The organism is candidate division WOR-3 bacterium, assembly GCA_039801905.1.
Taxonomy (GTDB): Bacteria; Hydrothermota; Tepidihabitantia; order Tepidihabitantales; family JBDRVQ01; genus JBDRVQ01.
In genome coordinates this window covers 14,072-40,228 of sequence record JBDRVQ010000009.1, presented here as the reverse complement: position 1 = coordinate 40,228, position 26,157 = coordinate 14,072, and the positions used below count along the sequence as shown (strand labels likewise).

Sequence of the window (26,157 nt, the reverse complement as noted above, 5' to 3'; positions counted from 1 at the left end):
AAAAGTCAACTCTTGATTTTTTACCCATTTTCCCTATAATCCAATTATGAAGAGAGAATTAATCTTTCTTAATTTACTTTTTTTCACTATTGCTTACCCTCTTCAATATATTGAATCATCTTCGGGTCTAATCCCGCCGACTTTGGAAGGGGGAAGAACCGAGTTGGAAATGGTGGACATCAATAATGATGGCAAATTGGATTTACTCTCCATTGGCGACCACGGTTCTCCTTATGTCAATACCGATGAGCACGGGATAATGGTCTGGTTTGGTGATGGACGAGGTAACTGGTCGGTTTATATGAATGGTGATTTTGGTTACGGAGGCATAGCAATTGGCGATGTCAATAATGATGGTTATTTGGATTGTGGTTACGGGATGCATCACAACTACTCCGGTAATGATTTTGGGGATCAGGTGATGGAGGTCGCTTTGGGGGATGGCACCGGAAGGAACTGGATTCCCTGGGATGATAGTTTGGGAACTCACGGTCAGGATTGGGGGATGTTTGGCACCGATTTTGCTGACATTGATAACGATGGTTACTTAGATGTGGGAGCGGTCTCCTTCGGGGCTGATGATGGGATTCATATCTATCTCAACCTAAGGAATGGGACCTGGCGAAGAAGTTTTGGTTTCTTGGGTGGGAATTCTTATGACGAATTCTCCTTCGGCGATGTCAATCGGGATGGTAAGGTTGACTTTTGCGCGACGCACCAATCCGGCAGTGTCTACTTTGGGGATGGCCAAGGAAACTTTATCTTGGCCCATCGGAATCTACCCTCCCCAGGTTCTATTGCTTACCGGAGTGTTGCCTTTGGTGATGTTGATAATGATGGCGGAAAGGATTTAGGTTTTATCAATCCGCAGGGTGGGGTTATGGTCTTTAAGTTTAATGTTGTAGGTGATACTTGGGTAAACCTTTCGGGAAATTTACCGGCAACCGGCAATTTCTATCGGATTGACCTTTTTGATATGAATGTTGACGGTTTCTGCGATATTGTGGCGCAGGGAAATTGCACCTTAAAAATCTGGTTGGGCACGGGTGGTGGTACTTGGCAGGAGACGGTTCGGATTATTACCCCACCTGAGGGCTATGGTCAGGCATTGAGAGTTGGCGGTGATTGTGATAATAATGGCTATCCGGATATCGCCTTAGTTTTGAGGGAAGGTTCTTGGCCTAACGCACGCAACCGGTTCCGTTTTTTTAAGGAGACATCGGAACCGAGCCAACTGGTGATTAACCCAATCTTTCCCAAGGGGGGCGAAAGGTTTTATGCTGGTTCGGCAAACTTCATCCGCTGGCTCAGTGCCGTGCCCAATTACCAAAATTCTACGGTAAAGATTGAGTTCTCTTCTACGGGTCGGAATGGCCCCTGGCTCACAATTTTTGATAACCTGCCCAATAATGGCTTTAAGCAATGGCAAATTCCCAACTTTCCTTCGGAGAGTTGTTATCTCCGTTTCTGGGTCTTCACCTCTTCGGAGACCGTCTCCGTCATCACTCCCCGACCTTTTACCATTCTCGGTTCGGTTGGTATCTTGACATCGCCCTTATCTCGGTTATTAAGAGAAACCCCGCCTGTAATTTTCCTTCGGAAAAAAGAGAACCTCCGAATTTCCCTCCCCCAATTTTTCTCGGGCAAGGTGAAGGTGGAAATCTATACCAGAGAGGGTCGGATGATTTCTTCTGAGGAAAAGAAAATAGAAGGAAAAGAATTCGTTTTGAATGATCGCCTCGGGGCTGGGTTATATTTCTTCTCCCTTTCTTCGCCTTCCTTACAGAGAAAAGGGAAGATAATAATTACTCCTTAATATCTTTATGATTCTATTTTTGTCCTTCTTTTTTCTCTATTCGGATACCATCTGCCCGCCGGACTCTCTTTCCCAAATTACCCTTCAAGACAAATGGTTTGGTGAAGATAAGTTCTGGCATTTTGGTATGAGCCTTGCCTTAGTTGGTTCTTCTTATCATCTCCTTAAATGTCGGTTAAAGGAAGAAAAGAGCATCGCCACTTCTTTTTCTCTCGGTGGTACCTTCTCCTTGGGGATTCTTAAAGAGTTATGGGATAGAAAAAAACCGAAGGGGTATTTTAGTTATCGGGATCTGCTCTATAACCTCTTAGGGATTGGCATCGGCTACTTCCTATTCATTTATGATTGAAGAAGGGGAACTTATCCTTTTATACCATTCGGAGAATACCCAATACCTAATCACTTTACCGAAGGAAGGGAGTTTTTCCACTCATAAGGGGATGATTTCTCTTTCTGAGATAAAGAATAAAAATTTTGGGGATAAAATCCTATCCCATACCCAATACCCATTTTACATTTTAAGACCGACCCTAAAAGATTTAGCGATGAAGGCGAAGAGGAAGACGACGATAATCTATCCGAAGGATGCCGGTTTTATGCTCTTACATTCAATAATTTTTCCCGGGGCAAAGGTCTTAGAAGTGGGCACTGGTTCTGGTGCCTTCACCATTATCCTTGCCAATTTCGTCCGACCAATGGGAAGGGTCTATTCTTATGAGATAAGGGAAGAGTTTATAGAATTGGCGAAAGAAAACCTTAAACGCGCCCACCTTATAGAATTTGTCCAGTTTATTCAGCGCGATGTGGCAAAGGATGGCTTTTCGGAAAAGGATGCGGATTGTCTTTTCATTGATGTCGCGGAACCCTGGCAACTGGTTAGGGCTTCTCATTCTGCCCTTAAGGGTGGGGGGACATTTGCCTCTATTTCTCCAAATATGGAGCAGGTACAAAAGACTGTAAGAAGTTTGGAACTGGAAGGTTTTGTCCGGATAAAGGTCTTTGAGATTTTAGAAAGGGAGATTATGGTGCGCCTCACCGGAACAAGACCGAAGGAAAGGGGGATTACCCATACCGCTTATTTGGTCTTCGCCCAGAAGGTGAATCGGGAAACCGAGAATGAGAGGGATTAGGGTAATTAAAATATTTTGCCTTTTATCTTTTCTCTGCTCTTGTGCCCGGGCACCGAAGAAAAGAGAAACTTTGCGGGTCATCTCTTTAGTGCCGAGTATCACCGAGATTATTTATGCCTTGGGGAAAGAATCTTACTTGGTGGGTAACACGGTCTATTGCGACTATCCCGAAGCGGCAAAGAAGGTTTATAAGGTTGGGGATTTTGCTAACCCTTCCTTAGAAAAGATTTATGCCCTAAAACCGGACTTGGTCTTCTTAACCTTACCAACCCAAAAGATTATTCAAGATAAATTGACAGGGTTGGGGATTAAGACCTTTGCCTCTTGCCCGAAGGATTTACTTTCCTTCCTAAAAGAGATAAAAGAGATCGGGAAGTTCTTAGGGGCGGAGAAAGAAGCCGATTCCTTAAGCCAATATCTAAAATCGGGAATAGAAAGAATTCACTTTCCACCATTAAAAATCTATGTTGAGATTTCGCCCCAACCATTAATCACCATTGGCAAAGATTCTTTTCTTTCCGACCTCTTAACCCACTGCGGATTGGAGAATATCTTTTCTGATTTAATTGAGGAATACCCAATGGTGAAGATAGAAGATGTGATAAAAAGAGATCCGGATGTTATCCTTATCCTCCATCCCTTAGCCGAAAAGGAAGATATGGCAAAGAGAATCGGTTTTGACAAGATAAAGGCGGTAAAAGAAGGGAAGATAATTTCTTCCTTCAATCCTGACCTTTTGCTCCGTCCGGGTCCGAGAATTGTTATCGGCTTGGATAGCCTAAAGAAAATCCTTGCGGCTAATCCCTAAGGGCTAAATGAAATACGGCATATTTATTCTCTTAATTTTCATTTCCTTCCTTTCCTTAATTGTTGGTCCGGGAGGGATGGATAAAGAGATAATAGTGAAAATCCGCTTGCCGCGAGTCCTTTTGGGCATTTTTGCCGGTGGGGTGCTCTCTTTTGTGGGCGGTTTCTTACAAGGCTTATTACAGAATCCCCTTTGCGATCCTTATATTTTGGGAATCTCTTCGGGTGCTGGATTCGGTGTTGCCCTGGCATTTCTCTTGGGAAAGGTTTCCTATTTTACCCTTCCTTTTTTCGCCTTTCTCTTTTCTCTGCTCTCTCTTTTCTTCGTCTATCTTATCGCCCAAATCTCCGGTCGGATTCAGAAATTATCCCTCCTTCTATCTGGGGTTTTAGTAAGTTTTCTCTTCTCCTCCCTCACCATTTTGGTGATGGTTCTTAATAGGAAACCCCTCTCTTCTATAATTTATTTAATTATGGGCAACCTTTCGGTCATCTTTACCCCTCTCACCTTAAAGATATTCGCCATCATCTTAGGAATTAGCCTCTTTCTCCTCTTTTTCCTCTTCTCCTATGCCCGCGAGTTAGATATCCTCACCACGGGTGAGGAACCGGCAAAGAGTCTGGGGGTTAACACGGAAAAGATGATGAAACTGACCTTTATCACCTCTTCCTTTTTGGTCGCTTTTGTTGTCTCTTATGTGGGCAGTATCAGTTTTGTCGGTTTGGTTGTCCCCCATCTCGCCCGCTCTTTATTCGGATTTCATCATAAGCGTCTCCTTCCTACTTCCTTCCTTTTGGGTGGTTCTCTTCTTTTAATTTCTGACCTTTTTGCCCGGACCATTGCCCCAGTGGAATTACCACTTTCGGTCGTCACCGCTATTTTTGGGGTCCCGTTTTTCTTATATCTCCTGCGAAAGGTATGAATGCCCTTTGCCTGAAAGATATCAAATTTGGATATGAAGATAATGAAGAGATATTCTCTGGGTTTTCTCTTGAAATCTCTGAAGGGGACTTTTTGGCAATCATCGGACCGAATGGCAGTGGCAAGACGACTTTATTGAAACTTGCCGCGGGCTTATTAAAACCTCTCTCGGGAAAGATAGAAGTCTTTGACCAGAACCTCTTTTCTTTAAGGCCAAAGGAGAGGGGGAAACTGATTGGCTATATGCCCCAGGAGAGCCATTTTCTTTATAACTTCCAGGTCAAAGAGATTGTCTTAATGGGTAGATATCCTTACCAGAAGCGGTGGGAAAAAGAAAAGAGAGAAGACATCTCAATTGCCGAGATGGCGATGAAAATGACCAATACCTACCAATTTCGGGAGAAAGGGATAGAGGAACTTTCCAGTGGCGAGAGACAGAGGGTGGTTTTGGCTAGGGTTTTGGCGCAGAAGCCAAGGATTTTACTACTAGACGAAGTGACCTCCCATCTTGACATTGGACAAACGATGGAAATTTTAAGGATACTTTTAGATTTGAATAGGAGAGAAAAAATTACCTTTCTCTTGGCAGTCCATGATATCAACATCGCTCTTTTGGTCGCCCAAAGAATTTTGGTTTTGCATAAGGGAAAGATTGTGATTTGTGATACACCGGAGAAAGCAATCTCTCCGGAGTTATTGAAAGAAATTTATGGCTATAAGCCCACACTCGGCATTCATCCGGAATTGAAAATCCCTTGGGTCTTCTTTAACCTATAAGATATTTAACTAAGGCAAAAAGATAAATCTCTTCCTTAAAATCTCGGTTTCCGTTTCTAACTCGCAGAAATAGGAACCAGAACCAACCTTTTTATTCCTTTTATCCGTCCCATCCCAGAATAAGCATTCGCTTAGAGATTTCCCGGAATAGATTTCCTTAATCAAGCGTCCGGTCAAATCAAGAATTCTTATCTTCACTCCTTCTAAGTTGGGCAAGAGAAAACGGATTTGGCAAGATTTATTTGCCGGCGATTGAACCGAAAGGTAGGGAGTAGATAAATTTGATGTCATTTTCCATTCCCCGATTCCAGAAGGAAGTTGGAGGTAGTAGGTTTCAAAGAGGTAATAAGAACCTCCCATATCACCGCCGAAGACGAAAAAGTTATCATTAAAGTAGTCATATACCCCAACAATGTTTCGCCTCTCTTCTGGGATTTCGCCCGCAGGGAAAAGTTGGGTCCAGGTGAGACTGGATAAGTCAAGAACATAGGTATCATTAAATAACCGGCCCAAGTTATAATTCCAGCCGCAAAAGATATAAAATCTATTCCGGTTTTTATCATAGCCGTAGGAAAAATCAGACCGAGGAGTTGGGAGAGGACCGGTGGGATAAAGTTGACTCCACTGTTCGTTCCCTGGGGTTAAATCTAATGCCCAGACCTCATTATACCAGGTGCTATAAGCACTGCCTCCGAAAATAATCATTCGGTTATTAGTCCGGTCAAAAAACTCACCGCCCCCACCCCGTGGTGTTGGTCTTTCTCCGGAAACGTTGATCTCCCGCCAGACCAGACTGTCTAACTTTAATTCCCATAAGTCATTATACCAAACATAATCACCGGTTCCACCGAAGATGATTAAAGAATTCCTCCTCGGGTGATAAATGGTATAAGCATCATAGCGGGGGACCGGTGGTGTGCCAGAAGGGTTTAGCCTTTCCCATCTTTCTTGACCGAGAGTCAAGTCTAATGACCAGACATCATTAGTTAAACCTTCTTCTACCCAGCCTCCAAAGATAAGCATTCTCTGATGTCTTTGGTCATAAACTGCCGAGTGATCGCACCGGGGCAGAGGTAGGTTACCAGCGGCACTCAAAGGAAACCAGGCGTAGCGGCCAGGGTTATTTAATGGCATCTCCCAGAGGTCATTGTACCATCGGTTATTAAGGTAATAAGAAGTGCCGCCGAATAAAATTATCCTTTGGTTGAGGCTATCAACGATCATCGTTGCGGAACGACGGGCTGAAGGATAAATACTTTTCCACTCCAGACCAAAAGCGCTAATAAAGATAGAAAGAACTAAAATTTTAATGAGTAAGTTAGCCTTCATAATTCCTCCTCATGAAGTAATTATAGTTAAAAATTGGTAAAAGTCAAGGGGTCAATTTTTACTTGACTTCGGGAGAAGTTGCCTTAAACTCAAAGTTAATTTATGCACATCTGCCACATCTTTCCCCAATTTCGGAGTTTAGCGGGTGGAGAGAGGTTGGTGATTAAGATTTGTAACCTTTTATTACATAAAGGATTTAAGGTCACCCTTTTGACCTTAGGGATAAAAGAGGAATGCGAAAGGGAATTAGAGAAGGGAGTTTCTCTTTTGGTCATTGCCCCTTTTTTAGATAAGATAAAGAACCATTACCAGAAGGTATTTTTAGAACATCTCTTCGTGTACCGTTTAGCCAATTTTATTCCCAAGGATACCGACTTCTTATATTTTCATAAATCTTCCAGTCTGCCCGCCCTTTTCTATTTTAAGAGATTTTTGAAAGGAAAAATTCCTACTTTCTATTTCTGCTATGAACCACCCCGCTTCCTTTACGACTTAAAAGAGGAGACACTTGCCCGGTTGGGAATTTGGAAATACTTCATTCGTCCCTTCTATCCCTTATTCCGATTTTTGGATAAAAAATTTATTGGAGACTCTGGTACGATTCTTACTTTTAGTAGATTTATGGAAGGAGAAATAGAAAGGATTTACGCCAAAAGGGCGAAGATGATTGGTCCCTTAGGGGTTGATTTTCCGGAAAGAGAGAGAAAAGAGAGAAATGGGGATAAGATTTTACTCACCGTGAACCGGCTGCAACCAAGGAAGCGGGTTGATATTTTAATTACTGCTCTTCCCTTGGTCTTAAAAGAATACCCCAAAATAAAGGTCTTTATTGTGGGCACCGGGCCGGAGGAAGAGAAACTGAAAAGTTTAGTAGTTAGTTTGGGTTTAGAAAAAGTGGTAGAGTTTTGCGGTTATGTGAGAGAGGAGAATTTGCCTGATTTTTATTCACAAGCGGATATTTATATCCATCTGGCGAAAAATGAGCCTTTCGGTTTGAGCGTCCTGGAGGCACTTTCCTTTGGTTTGCCGGTGGTAAGTGTGAAGGAAGGAGGAGTGGCGGAATTAGTTGAAGAAGGGGAGACCGGCCTCTTCTGCGAGCCGGAGAAAGAGGATTTGGCAAAGAAAATCCTCTTTCTCTTGCGGGAAGAAGATAAAAGAGAGGAGATGGGAAAAAAGGCGGGACTCTTCGTCCGGGAAAAGTTCCGCTGGGAAGATTTCATTGAGCGGTTCATTAAAGTACTTAAAGAGAAAAAGGATGTCGTTTAAGATTTTACCATTAGGGAGAAGGATTTTGATATTAGCTTTTGTTCTAATAATCTTTTACTTTCTCATCCGTTCCATTGTTACCAATTGGCAAAAGATTGACTTTTCCCTCATCCGCTTCTCCTTCAAGGTTTTAGCCCTTTCCCTTTCCTTTTTAATCGCCAGTTCCCTTTTCGGAATTTTCTCCTGGTTAAAGAACCTTTCGGTTTTAGGGAAAAAGATTTCTTATCCCGCAGCTCTGAGGACGGTTGCCATTTCGCAGATGGGCAAGTATATTCCGGGGAAGGTCTGGTCGGTTGGCGGGAGGATTGTCTTGGCAAAGGGCTACGGGGTTCCAGAGGTTTTGACCGCCGCCGGGCTTTTAATTGAGACGATTGCCCTTTCCCTCTCCGCTTTCGTCTTGTTTCTAGTCGCTCTCCCTTTTTTCGGTCAATCTTTACCCCAAAAGTTTTTCTTCTCTTTCCTCTTTATCCCTTTAAGTATTATCTTTCTCCATCCCAAAATCTTAAAATGGTTAATCAATCTTGGGGGAAAAATCTTAAAGAGGGAAGTTTCTCTTCCGGAATTAAAATTAAGAAGTATCATCTTTATCTATCTTCTCTATTTTCTCTCTTGGTTTATCCACGCCACCGGTTTTTTCTTTTTGGTCCGTTCTATCTATCCGGTTCCTTTCCGGAGTTTCTTGGGGGTCTTGGGTGCCTTCTCTTTTGCTTGGGTTTTCAGTATGGGAATCATCTTTCTCCCCGGTGGTTTCGGTGTTCGGGAAGGGGTCTTAGCCTTTCTTTTGAAATTATTTCTGCCATTACCAATCGCCAGTTTGATGTCCCTCTTGGCTCGGTTATGGACAACCTTGGGAGAATTGGTTATACTCTTGGTGGCGATTTTATTAAGGGGTGACTATGGGAAAGAAAGAAAAGAAGAAAGAAGTTAAACCTCCGGCAAGACATCTGTCTTCTCTAAAACTTCTTCGTTTTGCTTTCCTCCTTTTTCTTTTTCTGGCGGTTATCTATCTCTTTGAATATCTCTCACCGAATCGGATGCTGGCGGGAAGTGATTGGCTGATGGGTAGTTTTCCCTCCTGGCGCTTTATGGCGGAGTTTATTAAGAAATATGGGAATATCGCCTTCTGGCATCCTCACATCTTTGGTGGGGTGCCGACCGTGGCTGCCTTCTTTGGTGATTTATTCTCTCCGGCAACCCTTTTCCGGCTCTTCATCTCTCCCCATCTGGTCTTTGTCTATGTCTTTGTCGTCTTTATCTTTTTAGCCGGTTTCGGCACCTATCTCTATCTTAAAGAACTGAACTTGGGTTATTTAGAAAGTATTCTCGGGGGGATTCTTTATATGTTCGCTGGGAGTTTGGTAACTACGACTTATGCCGGTCACGCCGGAAGATTGGGCTCGGCTGCTGCCTTTCCTTGGATACTTCTCCTTTTACATAGGGGCTTAAAGGAGAAGAAGGTCTTCTATTTTATCTTAATGGGCGCTCTCTTTGCCTTCTGTTTCTTAGCCTGCCACTTCCAATTGATTTATTATGGCATTTTAGCCTCTGGTTTCTATTTTTTAATTCACCTAATCGCCGAGCGCAAGGAGAACGGCGCCAAAGGAACATTAAAACTTATCATCTTTTACCTCATTGGTATTTTTATAATGGGTCTTTTGATTGCCATTCAGTATCTACCGGTCTATTCCAATTTGCCTCTTGCGGCTCGGGGACAGGAGAAGGGTTTTGCCTTTGCCACCTCCTGGGCTTTGCCTCCCTTAGAGATTTTTGACCTCTTAGTGCCCAACTTCTCCGGGATTTTGGATTCCTATTGGGGGGAAAATTATTTTAAGTTGCATAGTGAATACCTTGGGGTCTTACCAATTTTAGTTTCCGGAATTGCCCTCCTCTTTCTCTTTGGCAATCGCTATGTGAAATACTTTGTCTTCTTAGGTTTAATTGCCCTCCTCTTTTCATTGGGCGCCAAGACACCAGTTTTTCGCCTCTTTTATTATCTACCGGGAGTGAGTAAATTCCGTGCCCCTTCCCAGGCATTCTATTTGGTCGCCTTCAGTTTAGTTACCTTAACTGGATTTGGCTTAAAGGAAGTTTTACAAATTGGCGGTGATAAAGAGAAGTTGCGCCGTCTGCAAAAATATCTCATCTACTTCTTAATTATTATCTCTCTTCTCTTTCTCTTAACCCTTCTCTTTAAGGAAAATATCCTTAATGCCTTAAAGGGTTATATTGAGAGGGGGAGCCATCCGGGAGAAGATAAAATAAGGAACCTCTTTAATAACTATCCATCTTTTCAGGGAAGGTTTTTATTAAATATCTCCCTCCTTATTATCTATTCCCTTCTTCTCTTTCTTTTGGGAAAGAAGAAAAGAGGCTCCCTTTTAACTTTTGGTATTATCTTTGGGATATTGGCAATCTTTGATTCCTGGTCAATTGGGAAAAGGTTTATGAAATCAACTGTCCCCCCAGAAGAATACTACGCCCCGGATGAGGTGGTCAATTTTTTAAGCCAGGATAAAGGTTTTTATCGGGTCTATCCCTTACATTACGAACGTTCTAATGATGGTATCCTAATGTATTACGATATCCATTCGGTTGGGGGCTACCACCCCAATCCCCTCCAAAGTTATCAGGAATTTATTGGTGCCGAGCAGACCGTAATGTTTCAACCAACCAATCTCTTTCATAAGAACTTCTTAGACTTATTGAATGTGAAATACATAATCACTATTCCCTTGCCGGAAGATTTATCCCGATACGACCCGAATACCCAGAATTTAATTAAGACCTTAAAGGATTTCTTCTCTTCGCCCGATTTTTCCTTAGTCTTTCAAGGAAGAAGGTATTTAATCTATGAGAATAAGACATTTCTCCCCCGGGCATTTTTGGTCGGTGATTATGAGGTTTTAAGGAATAAAGATGAGGTCTTAAACCGCCTGAAGGGAGATTTCAATCCCCGAGAGAAGGTCCTGCTTTCAGAAACGGTTCCCTCTTTCCAATCAGAGAAGGCCTTCTTTGCCCCGGCGGAGATTTTAGAATACAATCCGAACCAAATCAAAATTTCGGCTAAGAGCGACCGACCTTGCTTTTTGGTCCTTTTGGAGAATTACCACCCGGATTGGCAGGCAAAGGTTGACGGAAAAAAAGTTAAGGTCTATCGTGCCGATCACACCTTCCGGGCGATCCCCTTACCCGAAGGGGAGCACGAGGTGATCTTCTTTTACGATTCAAAATATTATCGTCTGGGCTCTTTACTTTCCCTACTGGGTCTTGCCCTCGTTTTCATCTCCCTCTTCTTTTGGTGGAAAGGGAAAAGGTTTTGATGACCAAAGAAGAGATTGAAACCCTTGCCCAAAACCTCCGAGCAAAAAAGGTCTGTGAGACCCATACCTCCTGGGTAATTTTAACGGGAGAGTTTGCCTATAAGATTAAAAAACCGGTTGACTTCGGTTTTTTAGACTATACGACAAGAGAGAAGAGGAAGAGATACTGTTTGGCGGAATTGAAGTTGAATCGGCGGCTTGCCCCGGAGATTTACCTTGGGGTATTGGGGATTGATAAAAATTATCGCTTCACCGAGATAAATTCTCCTGCGGTTATTGACTATGCGGTGAAGATGAAGGAGTTACCCCAAGAGGCACTTATGACTTCTCTATTAAAGAGAAAGAAGGTAAATTTCTCCCAAGTGAAGGAGATTGCCCAAATCGTTGCTAATTTCCACAACGGGTTATCCCAAACCAAAAATAGTGAGCGATACGGCCGTTTGGATATAATTAGATACAATTGGGAAGAAAACTTCAACCAGACAGAAAATTTTGTTGGCAAGACAATCTCCCGGAAAAGATACGAAGAGATTAAAAGGAAAATCTATTCTTTTATGGAAGAGAACAAAGAGCTCTTTGCCCAGAGGATAAGAGAGAAGAAGATAAAGTTTTGCCATGGCGACCTCCATTCCCAAAACATCTTCCTTTTAGATAAACCCTATATCTTTGACTGTATTGAGTTCAACCCCCGATTCTCTTGTTCCGATACCGCTTCGGAAGTGGCCTTCTTCTTAATGGATTTGGAGTTTGCTAACTCTCACCATCTGGCTGACTATTTCTTAGACCATTATCTCCAACTGACTAAGGATTTTAGCCTCTTGCGCCTTCTCACCTTTTATAAAGCCTATCGCGCCTATGTCCGGGGAAAGGTGATAAGTTTTCGGTTAAAAGAGAAAGGGATTGGCAAAGGGGAGAGGTTAAAAATAAGAAATCTTGCCCGGAGATATTTTCGCGAAAGCGAAAGGTATACCTTATCTTTATTTAAGAAGCCAAAGGTCTTGGTCTTTTTTGGTCCCCCGGCTTCGGGCAAGACAACCTTAGCAGAAGAAATAAGAAAAAGGGAAGAGGGGATTCTCCTTTCTACTGATATTCTAAGAAAGGATTTATTAAATCTGCCGATAGAAGAGCACCTCCCGGCCCCTTTCGGCAAAGGGATCTACCAAAAAGAGATTACCCAAAAGACCTATGAAGAGTTGATAAAGAGGGCAAAAGAATATTATCTCCAGAAGAGAAGTGTCTTTTTAGATGGGACATTTTCCAACCCTTATTACCGGGATTTATTAAGGAAAGAGATTGGTTCTTCTTCAATCTTTTGGCTTCTCTCTCGGGCACCGAAAAGGTTAATCTTAAAACGCCTAAGAAGGGAAAGAAAATATTCCGATGCCCATCCGGAGATTTATTTGAAAATGGTAAAAGCCTATCAATCCCTTGCCTCCTTAAAACCAATCTTTCTTAATACAAAAAGGAAATTGAGAGAGAATATCAGAAAGATTTTATCCCGGATTAAAAATTGTGAATAGAAAGCATTACTTCATCTCCGATGTCCATTTGGGGAGGAAAGGGAAAGAAGAGCGGGAGAAGAAAATCCTCTCCTTTTTAGAGTTCATAAAGAGAGATGCCTCATCCCTTTTCATCCTCGGCGACCTCTTTGACTTCTGGTGGGAATATAAAACAGTAATCCCGAAGGATAACTTAGAATTTTTCTTTCGGATTAGGGAATTGATTGCCCAAGGGGTGAAGATTTATTACCTCCCCGGCAATCACGACTGGACAGCGGGTAGGTTTTTTTCCGGCTTGGGGGTAGTTGTGGCAAGGGAGATGGAGATTCTTCTCTTTGAGAAACCGGTCTTTTTAATCCACGGTGATTTTCTTGATGATTCCCTCTTAACTAATTTTTCCCGGTTTGCCTACCGCTTCCCCATCTCCCGTTTTCTCTTCTCCCTTCTCCATCCTAATCTTGGGATACCTCTGGCAAGGAACTTCATCGGCATTTCCGGGGGTACAGCCTGGGTGAAGCACTTAGAAAAGAAGTTTCTTAAATTTGCCGAAGAGAAGATAAGAGAAGGATTTTTCTTGGTGGGACTTGGCCATATCCATACACCCTCCTTAGAAAAGATTGGGGATGGCTATTACCTAAATCCTGGTGATTGGCTTTTCCATTTCACCTATGGGGTTTTAGATGATAAGGAAGGGGTGAAATTGGAAAAGTGGGAGGGTTAAAAGTTTAATGAGGGTAATCTTTTTTAACGCCCTTTCTTTCTTATAAATTATTGATTTACAATAATTTATTTGATTTTTCCTGAAAAATGGGGGGCAGTATAGGGGATGGTATCGGAGATTTAATAAAAAGTCTAACAATAGTTATAATAGAAGGTCTAACCTTTGGGATAAAGGAAGGTTTAACTTGTAGTCTAATCTTGGCTCTAAGGAGGGGCTTAAAGGGAGGTTTCATAAAGGAGGTAATGGAAAGCCTAATTCTTATTCCAATCGGGAAGATAATTGGATGTTTAACTGGGGGGATAAAGAGGGGTTTAAAAGGGAAAGTAATTTGGGAAGGGATTTTTAATGGTGAGATTAGTAGGCGGGCATTGAAACTTTCCAGTTTTTGATTAAGATGGAGAGATGTTCTACGGAGAAGAAGGTTTATACGCGGCGGAAGAGGTTCGGAAAAAGAAGGTGAAAACGAGTAAACTCTTCCGTTTCCTTTTACCCTATTTCCTCAAATACCGGAGTAGGATAATTCTGGGGGGAAGTCTTCTCCTCTTCTCCACCCTCCTCTCTCTGGTTGGTCCCATTCTTTTGCGGCGGGCGATTGATGTCTCTATTAAAAATGGCGATATCCGGGGTCTTATCCATACCGCAACCTTCTACCTCTTCCTTTCCTTTTTTGCCTTTTTTGTCTCCTATTACCAACAGATTCAACTTGCCACTGTCGGTGAGAAGGCGACTGCGGATGTGAAAAAGGACCTTTTCACCCACATCCTCTCCCTTCCCCTTTCCTTTTTTGACCAGAACCCAACCGGAAAACTCTTAACCCGGATTGAATCGGATACCGAGTCCTTAAAGATGCTCTTCACCGTCACCGGTGCCACCTTAGTGACGGATTTCGTGATGCTTTTGGGAATGAGCGCGGTAATGATTAAGATTAACTATAAACTATACCTCTTAATTTTTATCCTCCTTCCCCCTTTCTCTTATGCCTTCTATTGGTTTCAGAAAAAGGTCCGACCAGTTTTCCTTGATATAAGGAAGAAGGTGGCGGAGATTAATAACTTCTTAAATGAAAATCTTAACGCCCTTTCCGTAGTTCAGGCTTTTAATCGGGAAGGATATGCCACCCAGAAGGCGGATAACCTGAACCGGGAGAAGTATAAAAAGGAGGTGGAAGGGATGGGTTTATGGTATCGCATCTGGTTTTTAGTTGACTTCGGAGAAGTCTTGGCGATGGTTTTAATTTTAGGTATCGGTTCCCTCTGGGCATTAAAGGGAGAAATGACCATCGGCACCCTCTTTCTCTTCTTTAATTATATCATCCGGCTCTTCGCCCCTTTAAGAGGACTTTCCGACCAATTGAATGTCATCCAACGCTCCTTAGCCAGTGCCGAAAGGATTTACGAAATCCTCTCCTTAAAAGGAGAAGGTCTGGAGAAAGGAGAGAAGAAACTCTCCCCAACCTCTTACCCCCTCATCTTGAAGAATGTCAACTTCTCTTATGAAGGGGATAATCTCGTCCTGAAAGAGATTAATCTCACCATCGGAGAGGGGGAAAAGGTCGCCTTGGTGGGTGAGACCGGGAGCGGTAAGACCTCCCTCATCTCCCTCCTTCTCCGTTTTTACGAACCAAAGAGCGGGGAGATTTATCTCGGTCCCTACGAAAGGAAGGACTTCCCCATTAGGGAATGGCGAAAATTTTTTGGTCTCGTTCCCCAGGATATCATTCTCTTCCCTGGTTCAATCTTAGATAACCTTCGCCTCTTTGACGAGAGAATTAAGGAAGAGGAAGTGATCGGGGCTACCAAGAGACTAAAAATTCACGAAAGGATTCTTTCTTTTCCCGAAGGTTACAAGACGAACTTGATTGAGCGGGGGATAAACCTTTCACTTGGCGAAAGACAACTCCTCTCCTTTGCCCGGGCTTTAATCTTTAACCCCCCAATTCTCATTCTTGATGAAGCCACCTCCTCGGTTGATCCGGAAACTGAGCGGCTCTTACAGGAAGGCTTAAAAGAGATTTTGCAAGGGAGGACTGCTATTATCATCGCTCATCGCTTAGCGACCATCCAGATGTGCGACCGGATTATCTTCCTCCATAAAGGGAGGATTGCCGAAGAGGGAAATCACGAGGAACTGCTCCAAAAGAGAGGACTCTACTATAAACTCTACCGGTTGCAGTTTGTTGAGGTGGGAGTATGAAATTGGTGATTGATTTCTGGAAGAAGAATAAACTTTGGCTTGGCTTTTTAATTCTCTTAACCATTCTCGCCACTACTGCCAACCTTTCCTTTCCTTATCTCTTAAAGATGATTGTTGATGGTATCCAAAAGAATTTCTCCCGGGAGAGGATTTTGCAATATGTCGCCTTGCTCTTTCTCCTCGGTCTCGGTCGCTCCTTCCTTACTACCCTCTTACCTTTTTTACGGGGAAGGACTAATGAAAAGTTTGGTTGGCTCTGCCGGACCGAGGTATTCTCCGCAATTCTGAAAAAGGGACATAAATTCTTAAATCAATTCCCCCCGGGAGATGTGATGGAAAGGCTGGACCACGACTTAAACGATTTATCCTGGTTCAGTTGTTCGGGAATTTTCCGACCGATTGAAGGTCTTCTCACCTTGACCATCGCCCTCATCATTCTTATCAAGATTAACCCCCTCCTCACCCTTCTCTCCCTCCTCCCTTTAGCCAGCGCCGCTCTCTTCTGGTCAAAATTTGGCAATCTGGTCCACCGCACCTATCAGAGATGGCGGGAGAGGATCTCGGCGGTCTGTAACTACATTGAGTCTTCCCTTGCCGGAATAAAACTCTTAAAGGCTTTTCTCCGGGAAAAAAGCACCGGGGAAAAATTCTCTCCCCTCTTAAAAGAGAGAATCTCCCGGGCCGTGGAATTCATCAAATCGGAAGTGAAAGTGGGGATTGTCTTTCGGAGCAACGCGGAGATTGCCATCCTATTAATCCTCCTCTTTGGTGGCATCTGGGTGATAAAGGGGAAATTGACCTTAGGGGAATTTGTCGCCTTTATGGCTTATATCGTTTTACTCATCCAACCCTTCTGGGACTTGGGTAACTTCTTCGTCGCCTACCGAAGGGGGAAGGTTGCCGGAAAAAGGATTCACGAGTTAGCCCTCTTTCCAGAAGAGATAGAGAGAAAAGGAGAAGAGAGAGTATCTTCTCTTAGAGGAATTATCTTTGATCGGGTAAATTTCGCCTATGATGGGAAGATGGTTTTAACGGATCTCAATCTGACAATAAAGGAAGGGGAAAAGATTGGCATCGCCGGACCAATTGGCTGTGGTAAAACCACCATCGTCAAATTAATTTTAAGACTCTTAGAACCGACGAGCGGAGAGATTCGGGTGATAACCGAAAAAGGGATTTTACCCTTGAAAGAACTTCACCTAAAATCTTTTCGCCAATTCTTCGGCTATTGCCCCCAAGAAGCCTCTCTCTTTTCCGAAACCATCAGAAATAATATCCTCTTTGGCCGGGAGGAATATCGGGAAAACTTAGAGAAGGTGATTAACCTCTCCGGCTTAAAGGAAGAGATAAAAACGCTGCCCGAAGGGATTGACTCTTTAATTGGAGAAAGGGGAATAAAACTTTCCGGGGGACAGAGGGAAAGGGTGGCAATTGCCCGGGCTTTATTAACCTCCCCCAAAATTTTAATTCTGGATGATGCCACCGCTTCCTTAGATGCGGAGATTGAGAAGAGAATCGTCGCCAACATCTTAAAAGAGGTGAAAAGTGTCATCATCATTAGCCACCGGTTATCCTTACTCAGCCTCTGCGATTTCGTCTATGTTCTATCCGATGGAAAAATAGTGGAGGAAGGGAATCCGGAAGAACTTTTGAACCGGAAAGGACTCTACTGGCAACTCTATGAGAGGCAATTACTGAAAGAAGAGTTGGAGAGGGATGAAAAAATTTGAACCGGTAAGGGAAGTCTCGGGTAAGAGATTCTTAAGAATCCCAATCAAAACCCATATCCTCTCCGAAAAGGATGATATAGCGGAGGTGGTGAAGAGATACACCTCCCAGATATTAAAACCCAATGACATCATCACCATCTCGGAAAGTGCGGTGGCGATTACCCAAGGGAGGGCAATCCCCACCGCAAGGTTAAAGCCCAGGTTTTTAGCCCGTCTCCTCTGGCGGTTTGTGCGAAAGGTTCCTTATGGGGTTGGTCTCAGAAATCCTTACAGTATGGAATGCGCCATTCGGGAGGTTGGTGAGATAAGAATCCTTTTTGCCTCCTTCATCTCCGCCCTCACCAAACTCTTAGGACGCCGGGGGGATTTCTACCGCATCGCCGGGAAACAGGCGGCAATGATTGATGCCCCCCACACCTCCGGGGTGAAAGAATATTACGAGTGCGTAATTATGGGACCAAAGGAACCAGAGAGGGTGAGCCAAAAGATAAAGGAAGTGACCGGTTGCGAATGCGCGATTATGGATGTGAACGACATCGGTGGGAGTTGGGTCGTCGGCGCTTCCTCCGGTGTTCCGAAAAAACTCTTAGAAGAGATTATGCGCGACAATCCCGCGGGTCAGGGAGATAATTTAACTCCCATCATCATCGTCCGTGAAATCAAAGAATAGAGATTTTTTCTTGGAGGCATTAAAAATTCAAAAAAACGCCAAAAGAATTGGCTTTGATTGGCAGAAGAAGGAAGAGATCTTTAAAAAAATTAGAGAAGAGATCAGGGAGTTAAAAAGGGCAATCAAAAAAGGTGACCAGAAAATGGTAGAAGAAGAGTTTGGCGATTTACTCTTCTCTTTGATTAACCTCTCCCGACATTTAAGAATTAACCCAAAAATCGCTTTGAGAAAAGCGAATCAGAAATTCTTAAAAAGGTTTCGGGAGATGAAGAAAAAGATAAGTAAAAATGCCACCCTCCAAGAGATGGACCGCGTCTGGGAGATGATAAAGAGAAGATAAATTGCTTACTTGACTTCCTAATAATTTCCCCGTATAATCCAAATACGGAGGTAATCATGAAGTGGTATCTTTCTTTATTTTTTCTATCTTTTCTTACTTTCGCTTCCCAAAATAATAACCTTTTACCGAGTGCGGAAAAGATAGAGACATCGCTTCCTGAGACCGACCAAATCTCTATTCCCCTCCTCTTAAACTATCAGGGTAAACTTACGGATAATATCGGCAATCCAGTTCGGGACTCCTCTTATTCTGTCACCTTCCGTTTATTTAATGTACCCTCGGGGGGTAGTCCTTTCTGGAATGAAACCCAAACCATTCAAACCCGAGCCGGTCTCTTCCATACCCTTTTGGGAAGTGTCAACCCAATTACTTCTTTACCCCTTGATGGCAACTTATATTTAGAGATGCAGGTCAATCCCAATCCACCAATGACCCCCCGGGTGAGGATAGTGAGTGCTGCTTATTCCTATCTCGCGAGAAGGGCGGATAGCGCCAATTACGCCCAAAGTGCTCCTTTAACAAGACCAATCACCCCACCCATCGCCAACAATGAGATTGCCGATAATGCGGTAACGACCGGAAAGATTCTCAACGGCACAATTTTAATGGAAGACCTATCTTTCACCCCGGCGGTGAGGCCTTTAACTCCACCCCTAACTTCGGATGAGATCTCAGACAATGCGATAAATTCCGCCAAGATTTTAGATTTGAGTATTACCGGTAGCGATATCGCTAATAATACGATTGGACAAGAGAAGTTAAACTTCACCGCGGGTGATATTACCGGAGTTTATGCGGGAACCGGGCTCAGTGGCGGTGGTTCTAGTGGGGAAGTGACGCTTTCTTTCAATCGCGCCTATACCGATACCGCCTACATCCGAAATCAAAACCTCTCCCCCCAAGCCGGAAATTTCTGGATTGCCGGTAGGGGTCGGGCACAGCAATTTTACGGTGTCTCCGCTACCAGTGGCGTTCCGGGAATTTACGGTGAAGGTGGGAGTTTTAGTCACGGAACAGTAGGAGTCTGTTCCACCTCTTCTGCCTTTGGTGGTATCTTCCTCAATCGGCACGCCTCCGGTACTGGACTCGTGGTCGCGGGAAATGGTCTTAATGCCTTCTACTTCGCAGATGGTGGCGGTGGTACCTTTACTGGGAATACAGGCCTTTTTGTCAAAGGGATAACCGGCAGTGGCGTGGTAGCCATCTGTAGCGCCCAGGCATCAGGAGGCTTTGCCAATTATGCGGCTAACCACCATCCTTTAGGAACCGCCTTAGTGGCTGCGGGAAGTAACCGTTCCGGTTATTATTTTACTAATGGTGGTGGCGGCACTTTCAGCGGTACCACTGGCCTCTTCGCTTTGGGAAAGACCGCAGACGGGATGATCGGGATTTCGGAATCGGCTGGTATTGGTTATGCCGGAGTTTGGGGTGAAGGTCCAATTTATACCACAGGTGCCTTTGGTGTTTTTGGTGGGGCGCAGAATGTTGGTGTCTATGGATTCTCTACCGCCTCTCCGGGAATTTATGGCCGTTCTCAAGCGAATAACGGCATCTTAGGGGTCTGCAGCACTTCCGCCTATGCTGGTGTTTTAGGTGCCCATCTCCTTTCCGGTCAATTTGGAGTTTATGCCTCCGGCAATTTGGGTGCCTCGGGTACAAAATCGGCACTGGTTAGAACCTCAAAAGGCCCAACTGCCCTCTACTGCTTAGAAACCCCTGAGGTCTGGTTTGAAGATATCGGCCGGGGAGAACTGATTAACGGTGAGGCTTATATCCAATTAGACCCCCTCTTCTTAGAGACAGTAACCATTGATGAAGAAAACCCAATGGAGGTCTTTGTCCAACTCTACGGCAATTGTCAAGGTGTCTATGTGGAGAGGGGAGAGAGAGGATTTAGGGTGGTTGAATTGAATAATGGAAGAAGTAATGCGCCATTCGCCTATCGGGTTTTGGCAAAAAGAAAGGGATTTGAGAATTTAAGAATGGAAAAAGAACCAATTGGCTACACCGACCAAAATCTCTATCCTGACCCCAACGACCCAGAGATTCCTTTTGAGATTCGGGCAAAGCGTTTGGCAGAAAAGAATCTGCGGATTGATCCGAAGGACCTAATTAAGAAGAGAAGCGAAATCAGAGAGGTCTCCCCTCAGGAATTAAATTCGGTAAAGATAGAAACCAATTTGCGGGGGAAAGATGAATAGATTATTATTTATCTTATCTCTTCTCCTTTCTCTAACCTATGCCCAATACCAATGCGATTGGTATTCCGTAAATTCCGGTGGCACAAGGATTAATATCGGTAATCTCTCTGCCCAGGTCTCAGTTTCCCAAACCGCAGTTGGTATTATCCAAAGCACTAATCAAATTGCCCAAATTGGTTTCTGGATTATTGATACTACCCTCGTGGGGATAAAGGAAATATCTATTCAAAAACCCTCTTTAAAGACCGAACTTTTCCCTCCCCGGCCGAACCCTTTCTCCCAAAATACTATCCTCTCCTATTCCCTAGCAAAAGAGAGCAATGTCTCAATTAACATCTATAATACCGGTGGTGGATTAGTGAAACGTTTCTCCTTCCCCGAGCAAAAACCTGGGATTTATTCCTTCCCCTTATCTTCGGAGAGAATGAGAGAAGGCGTTTATTTCTTACACTTCTCCGCTGACGGATATAAAAAGGTGAAGAAAATTATCTTTTTAAGATAGGAGGAATAAAAGAGATTTATTTCCACGTAATTTAAATATATCTCTTCTTAGCCTTCGGATTAAGTTCTTCATCAGAAATGAATTTTTTAGTTGACAAAGAATAAATTTTTTCTATGATGGAAGAGGTGACACTAGAATTATCCTCTCTTCTCTTTTCCCCTTTAATCAATAAGGCGAAGGAAGTGGCCGCGCGTTTCAACTTCCCTCTCTATTTGGTTGGTGGTCCTTTGCGGGATATCCTCTTAAAAAGGGAGGTTAAGGATATTGATCTGGTGATTGATGGTGACATTTTTCTCTTTGCAAAGGAGTTGGCGAAGTCGTTAAACGGGAAGGTGGTCTTTTATCCCCAATTTCTCACTGCCAAGATTGAAGGGGAGGGAATGGTGATTGATCTGGCCCGGACAAGGAGCGAGATTTATGAACGACCCGCCCAATTACCGAAGGTCTCTCCCGCACGGATTGAAGACGATTTGCGCCGCCGGGATTTTACAATTAACGCCATCGCCTATGACTTGAGGAAAAGAGAGTTCTTTGACCCCTTTAATGGGAAAGAAGACTTAAAAAGGGGAATGATCCGTGTTCTCCATCCGAGAAGTTTTATTGACGATCCCACCCGCATCCTCCGGGGAATAAGGTTTGCCAAGAGATTTGGTTTTAGGATGGAGAAAGATACTCGCCGCTGGCTGGAGGAGGCGATAAAATCCTCTTATCTCTCCCTCCTCTCCGGCGAGCGCTTTCTGCAAGAGTTGAGACTGGTAATGAAAGAAAAGAATTGGCTGGCGATGATTAAAGAGATAAACCGCTTAGGAATCTTCAAGGCTTACTTCGGAAAGAATTTGCCCCGAAGGATAGTAAAGAGTTTGAGCCGGATAAGAAAGGGGAGAGATGTTAACCCCGATTCTTCTCTATTTTATCTCTTGGCTTCTTTCCCCACCGCCAAGTTACCTCTCAACCGCGAAGAGAAGAGAGAAATTATCTCTTTTCAAAAAATTCCTCTCCTCAAAAAGAGGTTGGCGAGAATAAAAAGACCTTCTACCATCTATCAACTCCTGAAAGATTTATCAACCTCCGCCTTGGGGCTCATTAAAGAATTGGTGAGCAAGGAGAGTAGAAAAAAGATTGAAGAATTTCTAAAAAGAAGCAAGGAGGTGAAAACGATTTTGACGGGTAAGGAATTGAAAAAACTCGGGATTAAACCGGAGGTTAAATACGGTGAGTTTTTAACGAAAATTCTCTACCAGAGATTAGATGGGAAGATTAAAACGAAAGAGGAGGAGTTAGGATATCTGAGGAAACTTTTGAAAAGATATGGATAAGAATTTTCTTTTGAGTCTACCCGCCATCTTATTCGGCTTAACCATCCACGAATACGCTCACGGCTATGTCGCCGCCAGACTGGGTGATCCAACGGCAAAATTCTCTGGCCGCTTAACCCTTAATCCCTTAAAACACCTTGACCCGATCGGCATCATTTCCGCCCTCCTCTTCCGCATCGGCTGGGCAAAACCGGTGCCGATTGATCCCTTTAACTTTCCGGACCCAAAAAAGGGGATTTTATTGGTAAGCCTCGCCGGACCATCCGCCAATTTCCTTATCGCCTTCCTCTCTGGCATTCTCACCCGGGTATTTAAATTTCTTCCTTCCCCCTTTCTCTTCCAGTTATTTTCCTTATCGGTTATCTATAACCTCATCTTCGCCTCCTTTAATTTAATCCCCATCCCGCCCCTTGACGGTTCAAAAATTTTAAGTTATTTCTTACCAGAAAGGCTAAATTTTTATTACATGGAATTGGAGCGCTACGGTTTTTATTTACTTTTAATGATCATCGTGATTGGGAATCTTGTGGGAATTCCCATCCTCTTTTGGCTCATAAATCCTTTTGTCAGTTTCTTCTATCGCTTATTTATTGGTTAACGGACGGATGGGTAGTAGAAAGAATGCAAAAGATAAACCCCCGAGAGAGAAACAGAAAATCTCCGGTCTCCTTCTCCTCCTTTTTGCCCTCCTCCTCCTCCTCAGTCTCTTCTCTTATCATCTGGGCAATCGGACAAAGGAGACGAACCATTGTGGGGCGGTTGGCTTATTTTTAAGCCGCCTCTTCGCTCCCCTCTTCGGCTTCTTCTCTTACCTCTTCGTCCTCTTCTTCTTTCTTTTCGCCTTCTCTTTAATTTTAAAGAAAAACTTAAAAGGGGCGACAAAGTTCTCTCTGAAACTCTTCACCTACGCTCTCTTTCTCAATTCCTTCTTGGGATACATAAATTTGAATAAAGAGATCGTTGGGGAATCGGGTATCTTTCTCGGCGAAATTTTTCACACCCTCTTAGGATCTTTTGGTGGCTATATCGTCCTCCCTTTCCTTTTAACCATCCTCTTCCTTCTCTTTACCGGCATTCAAATTCCCATCCTCCAATCCCTTTCCCTTCTCTTTCGGCTTTTCCTTCTCCTTTTTCGGGGATTAAAAGCTCTTCTTCTCCTTCTCTTTCGTCTGGGAAAAAGAATCCCTCTCCCGAAAATGGTAAAGGACAATGCCGTTAAGGAAAAGGAGGTAATAAGAAATAGGAAAGAAGATACCCCGGCCGAAGAGGAAAAATTGAAAGAAGAAGAGGAGGTGATGCCACCGCCGACAGAGGAAGTTGAGGAAGATTTTCCCGAAGAGTTTATCTCCGCCTTAGAGAAAGAGAGAGAAGAGGAAATCTCCAAAAATGATAAAGAATTAAAGGAAGAAGCAGAGATTCTTTTGAGAAAATTGAAGGAGTTTGCTATTGAAGGGGAGATTACGGGAATTCTCACCGGTCCTGTAATTACCCGTTTTGAGTTCCAACCGGCACCGGGAATAAAGATCCAGCAAATTGAGAGTTTAGCTGATGATCTCGCCCTCTCCTTGAGGGCTGAAAGGATAAGAATCTTGGCTCCGATCCCCGGAAAGGCGGCCGTAGGTATTGAAATTCCTAATAAGAAACGGAAGATTGTCCGCCTCCGGCCCATCTTGGAAAGTGGAGTCTTAGATTCTTCGCCTTCCCCTTTATCCTTTGTTCTGGGCGATACCATCACAGGTGAACCCTATATCGCCGACTTGAGGCAGATGCCCCATATCTTAATTGCCGGAACAACTGGTTCGGGAAAGTCAGTTTGTATAAATTGCATCCTCTCCTCCATTATCTACCGCTCTTCCTACCAAGATGTTCGATTTTTAACCATTGACCCGAAACAATTGGAATTGCCGATTTATGACCCCCTCCCCCATCTCTTAGGCTTAACCACCACCGACCCGCAGAGTGCCCCGAAGGAATTGGACCGAATAATCCAAGTGATGGAGATGCGTTATTCCGAATTCGCCCGGGTTGGGGTAAGGGATATTGAAACTTATAATTCCCAATGCGAAAAAATCGGAAAGAAAAGGAAGCCTTACATTGTAATTATTGTGGACGAACTGGCGGATTTGATGAAGACGGTGAAAGACCCCGGAGAGATGGAGAGAAGAATAACCCGCTTAGCCCAAATGTCCCGAGCGGTGGGCATCCATCTCATTTTAGCCACCCAAAGACCCTCCACCGATGTGATAACCGGATTGATTAAGGCAAACTTCCCTTGCCGAATTGCCTTTCAGGTCGCCTCCAAGACCGATTCCCGCATCATCCTTGATATGAACGGCGCGGAAAGTCTCTTAGGGAGAGGTGATATGCTCTTTTTGCCTCCGGGGAAAGGTGAGCCGATAAGATTGCACGGGGCATTCATTTCGGTGGAAGAAGCAAAACGTTTGGTTAATCTTTGGGCAAAACGCTATCTGAAAGAAATCCTTAAAGGATTAATACCAAATCCTAAAAAGAAGGCAGAAGAGATCGTAAAAACCGGCGTGATTGACATTCTGATTAATAAAGAGAAGGCGAGTATTGAAGAGGAGCGAAGGCGTCTGGCAGAGATTTTGAGTGAAGAGATTGCCGAAAGGTTACTCGCCGTAGAATATCATACCCCCTTAGAAGAAGAAGCGGAAGTCCGTCGTTTGAAGAAAGAGGAGATTGCCCTCAGCGATGAGATTGACGAATATTTCGCTACCGCCGCCCGTTATGTCTTTCAAAATAAAGAGGCATCCGTTTCCATGCTCCAGAGGAAGTTAGATGTCGGTTGGGCGAGGGCGGGGAGAATCATTGACCAGTTAGAAAAAGCGGGTATCGTTGGTCCCTATGCCGGCTCAAAATCAAGAAGAGTCTTAATAGAGAGTGAAGAAGAATTGGAAGCAATTTTGAGGAAGATAATGGGAGAAAGGAAGAGATGACCAAAGAATTAGAGAGGAGGATTGTGGAAGAGATCGTGCGGCTCGTCCCAGCCGAGAATCAGGAAAAACTCAATTCTTTCATTAGGAGTCGCCCCCTCGCCAAAACCGGAGAAGAGACCATAAACTTTACGATTGAAGGTTACAAAGTTGCCTTTTACCAATACGAGGATTTAATCACCAAAGAAAAACTCTTAGAGATTTGGCTTTATGATGTCAACGAGCCGATTGGCTACGTGCGCCTTGACCCGGAATGGAAAAATCCGAATGACGACGGCAAGAAAAGATGGGAAATTACCCGGGCTTACATTCGTCCCAAATACCGAGGTCGTAAACTCTCCCCTTTATTTATTAAAATCGCCTTGGGCCTAGCAAAAAAAGCCAATGCCTTTTCGGTAACTGCCTATCCCCGGCATGTCGCGATGCTTGTTTCCTTGATTGAAGAAGGGTTTACTACTCAAGAAGGTAACTACGATTACACCTTAAGGCGTATCTTTCGTCAGGGAAGGCGCTGGTATAATAAAAACACCAGTGCCCGAAGATTATATTATGCTCAGGAATTCCGACCATTCATTCAGGAAGGAAGTTTCATAATGGAAAAACGGGTAAAGAGAAAAACCTTTTGGGATTTCTTACTGGAGAAGATTTAACAAAAATAAAAAGG

At 43.7% G+C, this 26,157-nt stretch carries 23 protein-coding genes; 22 read left to right on the top strand and 1 reads right to left on the bottom strand.

Annotation, left to right across the window (positions count from 1 at the left end; genetic code table 11):
• Positions 1-46: 46 nt before the first annotated feature.
• The 6 genes from ABIL00_02875 to ABIL00_02850 are packed head-to-tail and all read left to right on the top strand — an operon-like array spanning position 47 to position 5,452.
• On the top strand, positions 47-1,816 hold the full coding sequence (locus ABIL00_02875) for an FG-GAP-like repeat-containing protein (GenBank protein ID MEO0109713.1): 1,770 nt from the start codon (positions 47-49) through the stop codon (positions 1,814-1,816).
• A 7-nt stretch (positions 1,817-1,823) separates the two neighbouring features.
• Positions 1,824-2,165 carry a hypothetical protein gene (locus ABIL00_02870; protein ID MEO0109712.1) on the top strand — a complete coding sequence of 114 codons (342 nt, stop codon included), beginning with the start codon at positions 1,824-1,826 and terminating at the stop codon, positions 2,163-2,165.
• The gene (locus tag ABIL00_02865; GenBank protein MEO0109711.1) at positions 2,158-2,946 is read left to right on the top strand and encodes a tRNA (adenine-N1)-methyltransferase; all 789 of its coding nucleotides are present in this window, start codon (positions 2,158-2,160) and stop codon (positions 2,944-2,946) included. The genes ABIL00_02870 and ABIL00_02865 overlap by 8 nt, the downstream gene beginning before the upstream one ends.
• Positions 2,933-3,754: a helical backbone metal receptor gene (locus ABIL00_02860; protein ID MEO0109710.1), complete on the top strand. Its 822-nt coding sequence runs from the start codon at positions 2,933-2,935 to the stop codon at positions 3,752-3,754. Before ABIL00_02865 ends, ABIL00_02860 begins: the two co-directional genes overlap by 14 nt.
• A gap of 7 nt (positions 3,755-3,761) precedes the next feature.
• Positions 3,762-4,676, top strand: coding sequence for an iron ABC transporter permease (locus ABIL00_02855; protein ID MEO0109709.1), 915 nt, complete (start codon positions 3,762-3,764; stop codon positions 4,674-4,676).
• Positions 4,673-5,452 carry an ABC transporter ATP-binding protein gene (locus ABIL00_02850; protein MEO0109708.1) on the top strand — a complete coding sequence of 260 codons (780 nt, stop codon included), beginning with the start codon at positions 4,673-4,675 and terminating at the stop codon, positions 5,450-5,452. The genes ABIL00_02855 and ABIL00_02850 overlap by 4 nt, the downstream gene beginning before the upstream one ends.
• 9 nt (positions 5,453-5,461) lie before the next feature.
• On the opposite strand, the gene ABIL00_02845 is transcribed toward ABIL00_02850, so the two are convergent.
• A complete protein-coding gene (locus ABIL00_02845; GenBank protein MEO0109707.1) occupies positions 5,462-6,781 on the bottom strand; it encodes a kelch repeat-containing protein in 1,320 nt (439 codons plus the stop codon).
• A gap of 102 nt (positions 6,782-6,883) precedes the next feature.
• On the opposite strand from ABIL00_02845, the gene ABIL00_02840 reads away from it, so the two are divergent.
• The 16 genes from ABIL00_02840 (at position 6,884) to ABIL00_02765 (ending at position 26,143) form a co-directional block, all read left to right on the top strand.
• The gene (locus ABIL00_02840) at positions 6,884-8,047 is read left to right on the top strand and encodes a glycosyltransferase family 4 protein (protein ID MEO0109706.1); all 1,164 of its coding nucleotides are present in this window, start codon (positions 6,884-6,886) and stop codon (positions 8,045-8,047) included.
• A 25-nt stretch (positions 8,048-8,072) separates the two neighbouring features.
• Positions 8,073-8,975, top strand: coding sequence for a lysylphosphatidylglycerol synthase domain-containing protein (locus ABIL00_02835; protein ID MEO0109705.1), 903 nt, complete (start codon positions 8,073-8,075; stop codon positions 8,973-8,975).
• Positions 8,944-11,367 (top strand): YfhO family protein, encoded by a 2,424-nt coding sequence (locus ABIL00_02830; protein MEO0109704.1) that lies wholly within the window; start codon positions 8,944-8,946, stop codon positions 11,365-11,367. Before ABIL00_02835 ends, ABIL00_02830 begins: the two co-directional genes overlap by 32 nt.
• Positions 11,367-12,887 carry an AAA family ATPase gene (locus ABIL00_02825; protein MEO0109703.1) on the top strand — a complete coding sequence of 507 codons (1,521 nt, stop codon included), beginning with the start codon at positions 11,367-11,369 and terminating at the stop codon, positions 12,885-12,887. Before ABIL00_02830 ends, ABIL00_02825 begins: the two co-directional genes overlap by 1 nt.
• Positions 12,880-13,587: a UDP-2,3-diacylglucosamine diphosphatase gene (locus ABIL00_02820; protein ID MEO0109702.1), complete on the top strand. Its 708-nt coding sequence runs from the start codon at positions 12,880-12,882 to the stop codon at positions 13,585-13,587. The genes ABIL00_02825 and ABIL00_02820 overlap by 8 nt, the downstream gene beginning before the upstream one ends.
• Positions 13,588-13,829: 242 nt before the next feature.
• Positions 13,830-13,976 carry a hypothetical protein gene (locus tag ABIL00_02815; protein ID MEO0109701.1) on the top strand — a complete coding sequence of 49 codons (147 nt, stop codon included), beginning with the start codon at positions 13,830-13,832 and terminating at the stop codon, positions 13,974-13,976.
• 13 nt (positions 13,977-13,989) lie between these two features.
• Positions 13,990-15,780 carry an ABC transporter ATP-binding protein gene (locus tag ABIL00_02810; GenBank protein MEO0109700.1) on the top strand — a complete coding sequence of 597 codons (1,791 nt, stop codon included), beginning with the start codon at positions 13,990-13,992 and terminating at the stop codon, positions 15,778-15,780.
• On the top strand, positions 15,777-17,510 hold the full coding sequence (locus ABIL00_02805; protein MEO0109699.1) for an ABC transporter ATP-binding protein: 1,734 nt from the start codon (positions 15,777-15,779) through the stop codon (positions 17,508-17,510). The genes ABIL00_02810 and ABIL00_02805 overlap by 4 nt, the downstream gene beginning before the upstream one ends.
• A complete protein-coding gene (locus ABIL00_02800) occupies positions 17,497-18,180 on the top strand; it encodes a coenzyme F420-0:L-glutamate ligase (GenBank protein MEO0109698.1) in 684 nt (227 codons plus the stop codon). The genes ABIL00_02805 and ABIL00_02800 overlap by 14 nt, the downstream gene beginning before the upstream one ends.
• Positions 18,164-18,520 carry a MazG nucleotide pyrophosphohydrolase domain-containing protein gene (locus ABIL00_02795; protein MEO0109697.1) on the top strand — a complete coding sequence of 119 codons (357 nt, stop codon included), beginning with the start codon at positions 18,164-18,166 and terminating at the stop codon, positions 18,518-18,520. The genes ABIL00_02800 and ABIL00_02795 overlap by 17 nt, the downstream gene beginning before the upstream one ends.
• Positions 18,521-18,576: 56 nt before the next feature.
• Positions 18,577-20,721 (top strand): hypothetical protein, encoded by a 2,145-nt coding sequence (locus ABIL00_02790; protein MEO0109696.1) that lies wholly within the window; start codon positions 18,577-18,579, stop codon positions 20,719-20,721.
• The gene (locus tag ABIL00_02785) at positions 20,714-21,223 is read left to right on the top strand and encodes a T9SS type A sorting domain-containing protein (protein ID MEO0109695.1); all 510 of its coding nucleotides are present in this window, start codon (positions 20,714-20,716) and stop codon (positions 21,221-21,223) included. The genes ABIL00_02790 and ABIL00_02785 overlap by 8 nt, the downstream gene beginning before the upstream one ends.
• Before the next feature lie 125 nt (positions 21,224-21,348).
• A complete protein-coding gene (locus ABIL00_02780; protein ID MEO0109694.1) occupies positions 21,349-22,539 on the top strand; it encodes a hypothetical protein in 1,191 nt (396 codons plus the stop codon).
• A complete protein-coding gene (locus tag ABIL00_02775; GenBank protein ID MEO0109693.1) occupies positions 22,532-23,137 on the top strand; it encodes a site-2 protease family protein in 606 nt (201 codons plus the stop codon). The genes ABIL00_02780 and ABIL00_02775 overlap by 8 nt, the downstream gene beginning before the upstream one ends.
• Positions 23,138-23,144: 7 nt before the next feature.
• A complete protein-coding gene (locus tag ABIL00_02770) occupies positions 23,145-25,496 on the top strand; it encodes a DNA translocase FtsK 4TM domain-containing protein (protein MEO0109692.1) in 2,352 nt (783 codons plus the stop codon).
• Positions 25,493-26,143 (top strand): GNAT family N-acetyltransferase, encoded by a 651-nt coding sequence (locus ABIL00_02765; GenBank protein ID MEO0109691.1) that lies wholly within the window; start codon positions 25,493-25,495, stop codon positions 26,141-26,143. Before ABIL00_02770 ends, ABIL00_02765 begins: the two co-directional genes overlap by 4 nt.
• Positions 26,144-26,157: the final 14 nt, after the last annotated feature.

What these genes read in the sequence shown, in the direction of transcription:
- ABIL00_02845 (MEO0109707.1), bottom strand. Translation starts at nt 6,781, where the DNA reads ATGAAGGCTAACTTACTCATTAAAATTTTAGTTCTTTCTATCTTTATT.
- ABIL00_02870 (MEO0109712.1), top strand. Translation starts at nt 1,824, where the DNA reads ATGATTCTATTTTTGTCCTTCTTTTTTCTCTATTCGGATACCATCTGC.
- ABIL00_02790 (MEO0109696.1), top strand. Translation starts at nt 18,577, where the DNA reads ATGAAGTGGTATCTTTCTTTATTTTTTCTATCTTTTCTTACTTTCGCT.
- ABIL00_02840 (MEO0109706.1), top strand. Translation starts at nt 6,884, where the DNA reads ATGCACATCTGCCACATCTTTCCCCAATTTCGGAGTTTAGCGGGTGGA.
- ABIL00_02815 (MEO0109701.1), top strand. Translation starts at nt 13,830, where the DNA reads ATGGAAAGCCTAATTCTTATTCCAATCGGGAAGATAATTGGATGTTTA.
- ABIL00_02830 (MEO0109704.1), top strand. Translation starts at nt 8,944, where the DNA reads ATGGGAAAGAAAGAAAAGAAGAAAGAAGTTAAACCTCCGGCAAGACAT.
- ABIL00_02860 (MEO0109710.1), top strand. Translation starts at nt 2,933, where the DNA reads ATGAGAGGGATTAGGGTAATTAAAATATTTTGCCTTTTATCTTTTCTC.
- ABIL00_02810 (MEO0109700.1), top strand. Translation starts at nt 13,990, where the DNA reads ATGTTCTACGGAGAAGAAGGTTTATACGCGGCGGAAGAGGTTCGGAAA.
- ABIL00_02770 (MEO0109692.1), top strand. Translation starts at nt 23,145, where the DNA reads ATGGGTAGTAGAAAGAATGCAAAAGATAAACCCCCGAGAGAGAAACAG.
- ABIL00_02825 (MEO0109703.1), top strand. Translation starts at nt 11,367, where the DNA reads ATGACCAAAGAAGAGATTGAAACCCTTGCCCAAAACCTCCGAGCAAAA.
- ABIL00_02805 (MEO0109699.1), top strand. Translation starts at nt 15,777, where the DNA reads ATGAAATTGGTGATTGATTTCTGGAAGAAGAATAAACTTTGGCTTGGC.
- ABIL00_02785 (MEO0109695.1), top strand. Translation starts at nt 20,714, where the DNA reads ATGAATAGATTATTATTTATCTTATCTCTTCTCCTTTCTCTAACCTAT.
- ABIL00_02850 (MEO0109708.1), top strand. Translation starts at nt 4,673, where the DNA reads ATGAATGCCCTTTGCCTGAAAGATATCAAATTTGGATATGAAGATAAT.
- ABIL00_02875 (MEO0109713.1), top strand. Translation starts at nt 47, where the DNA reads ATGAAGAGAGAATTAATCTTTCTTAATTTACTTTTTTTCACTATTGCT.
- ABIL00_02855 (MEO0109709.1), top strand. Translation starts at nt 3,762, where the DNA reads ATGAAATACGGCATATTTATTCTCTTAATTTTCATTTCCTTCCTTTCC.
- ABIL00_02775 (MEO0109693.1), top strand. Translation starts at nt 22,532, where the DNA reads ATGGATAAGAATTTTCTTTTGAGTCTACCCGCCATCTTATTCGGCTTA.
- ABIL00_02765 (MEO0109691.1), top strand. Translation starts at nt 25,493, where the DNA reads ATGACCAAAGAATTAGAGAGGAGGATTGTGGAAGAGATCGTGCGGCTC.
- ABIL00_02800 (MEO0109698.1), top strand. Translation starts at nt 17,497, where the DNA reads ATGAAAAAATTTGAACCGGTAAGGGAAGTCTCGGGTAAGAGATTCTTA.
- ABIL00_02865 (MEO0109711.1), top strand. Translation starts at nt 2,158, where the DNA reads ATGATTGAAGAAGGGGAACTTATCCTTTTATACCATTCGGAGAATACC.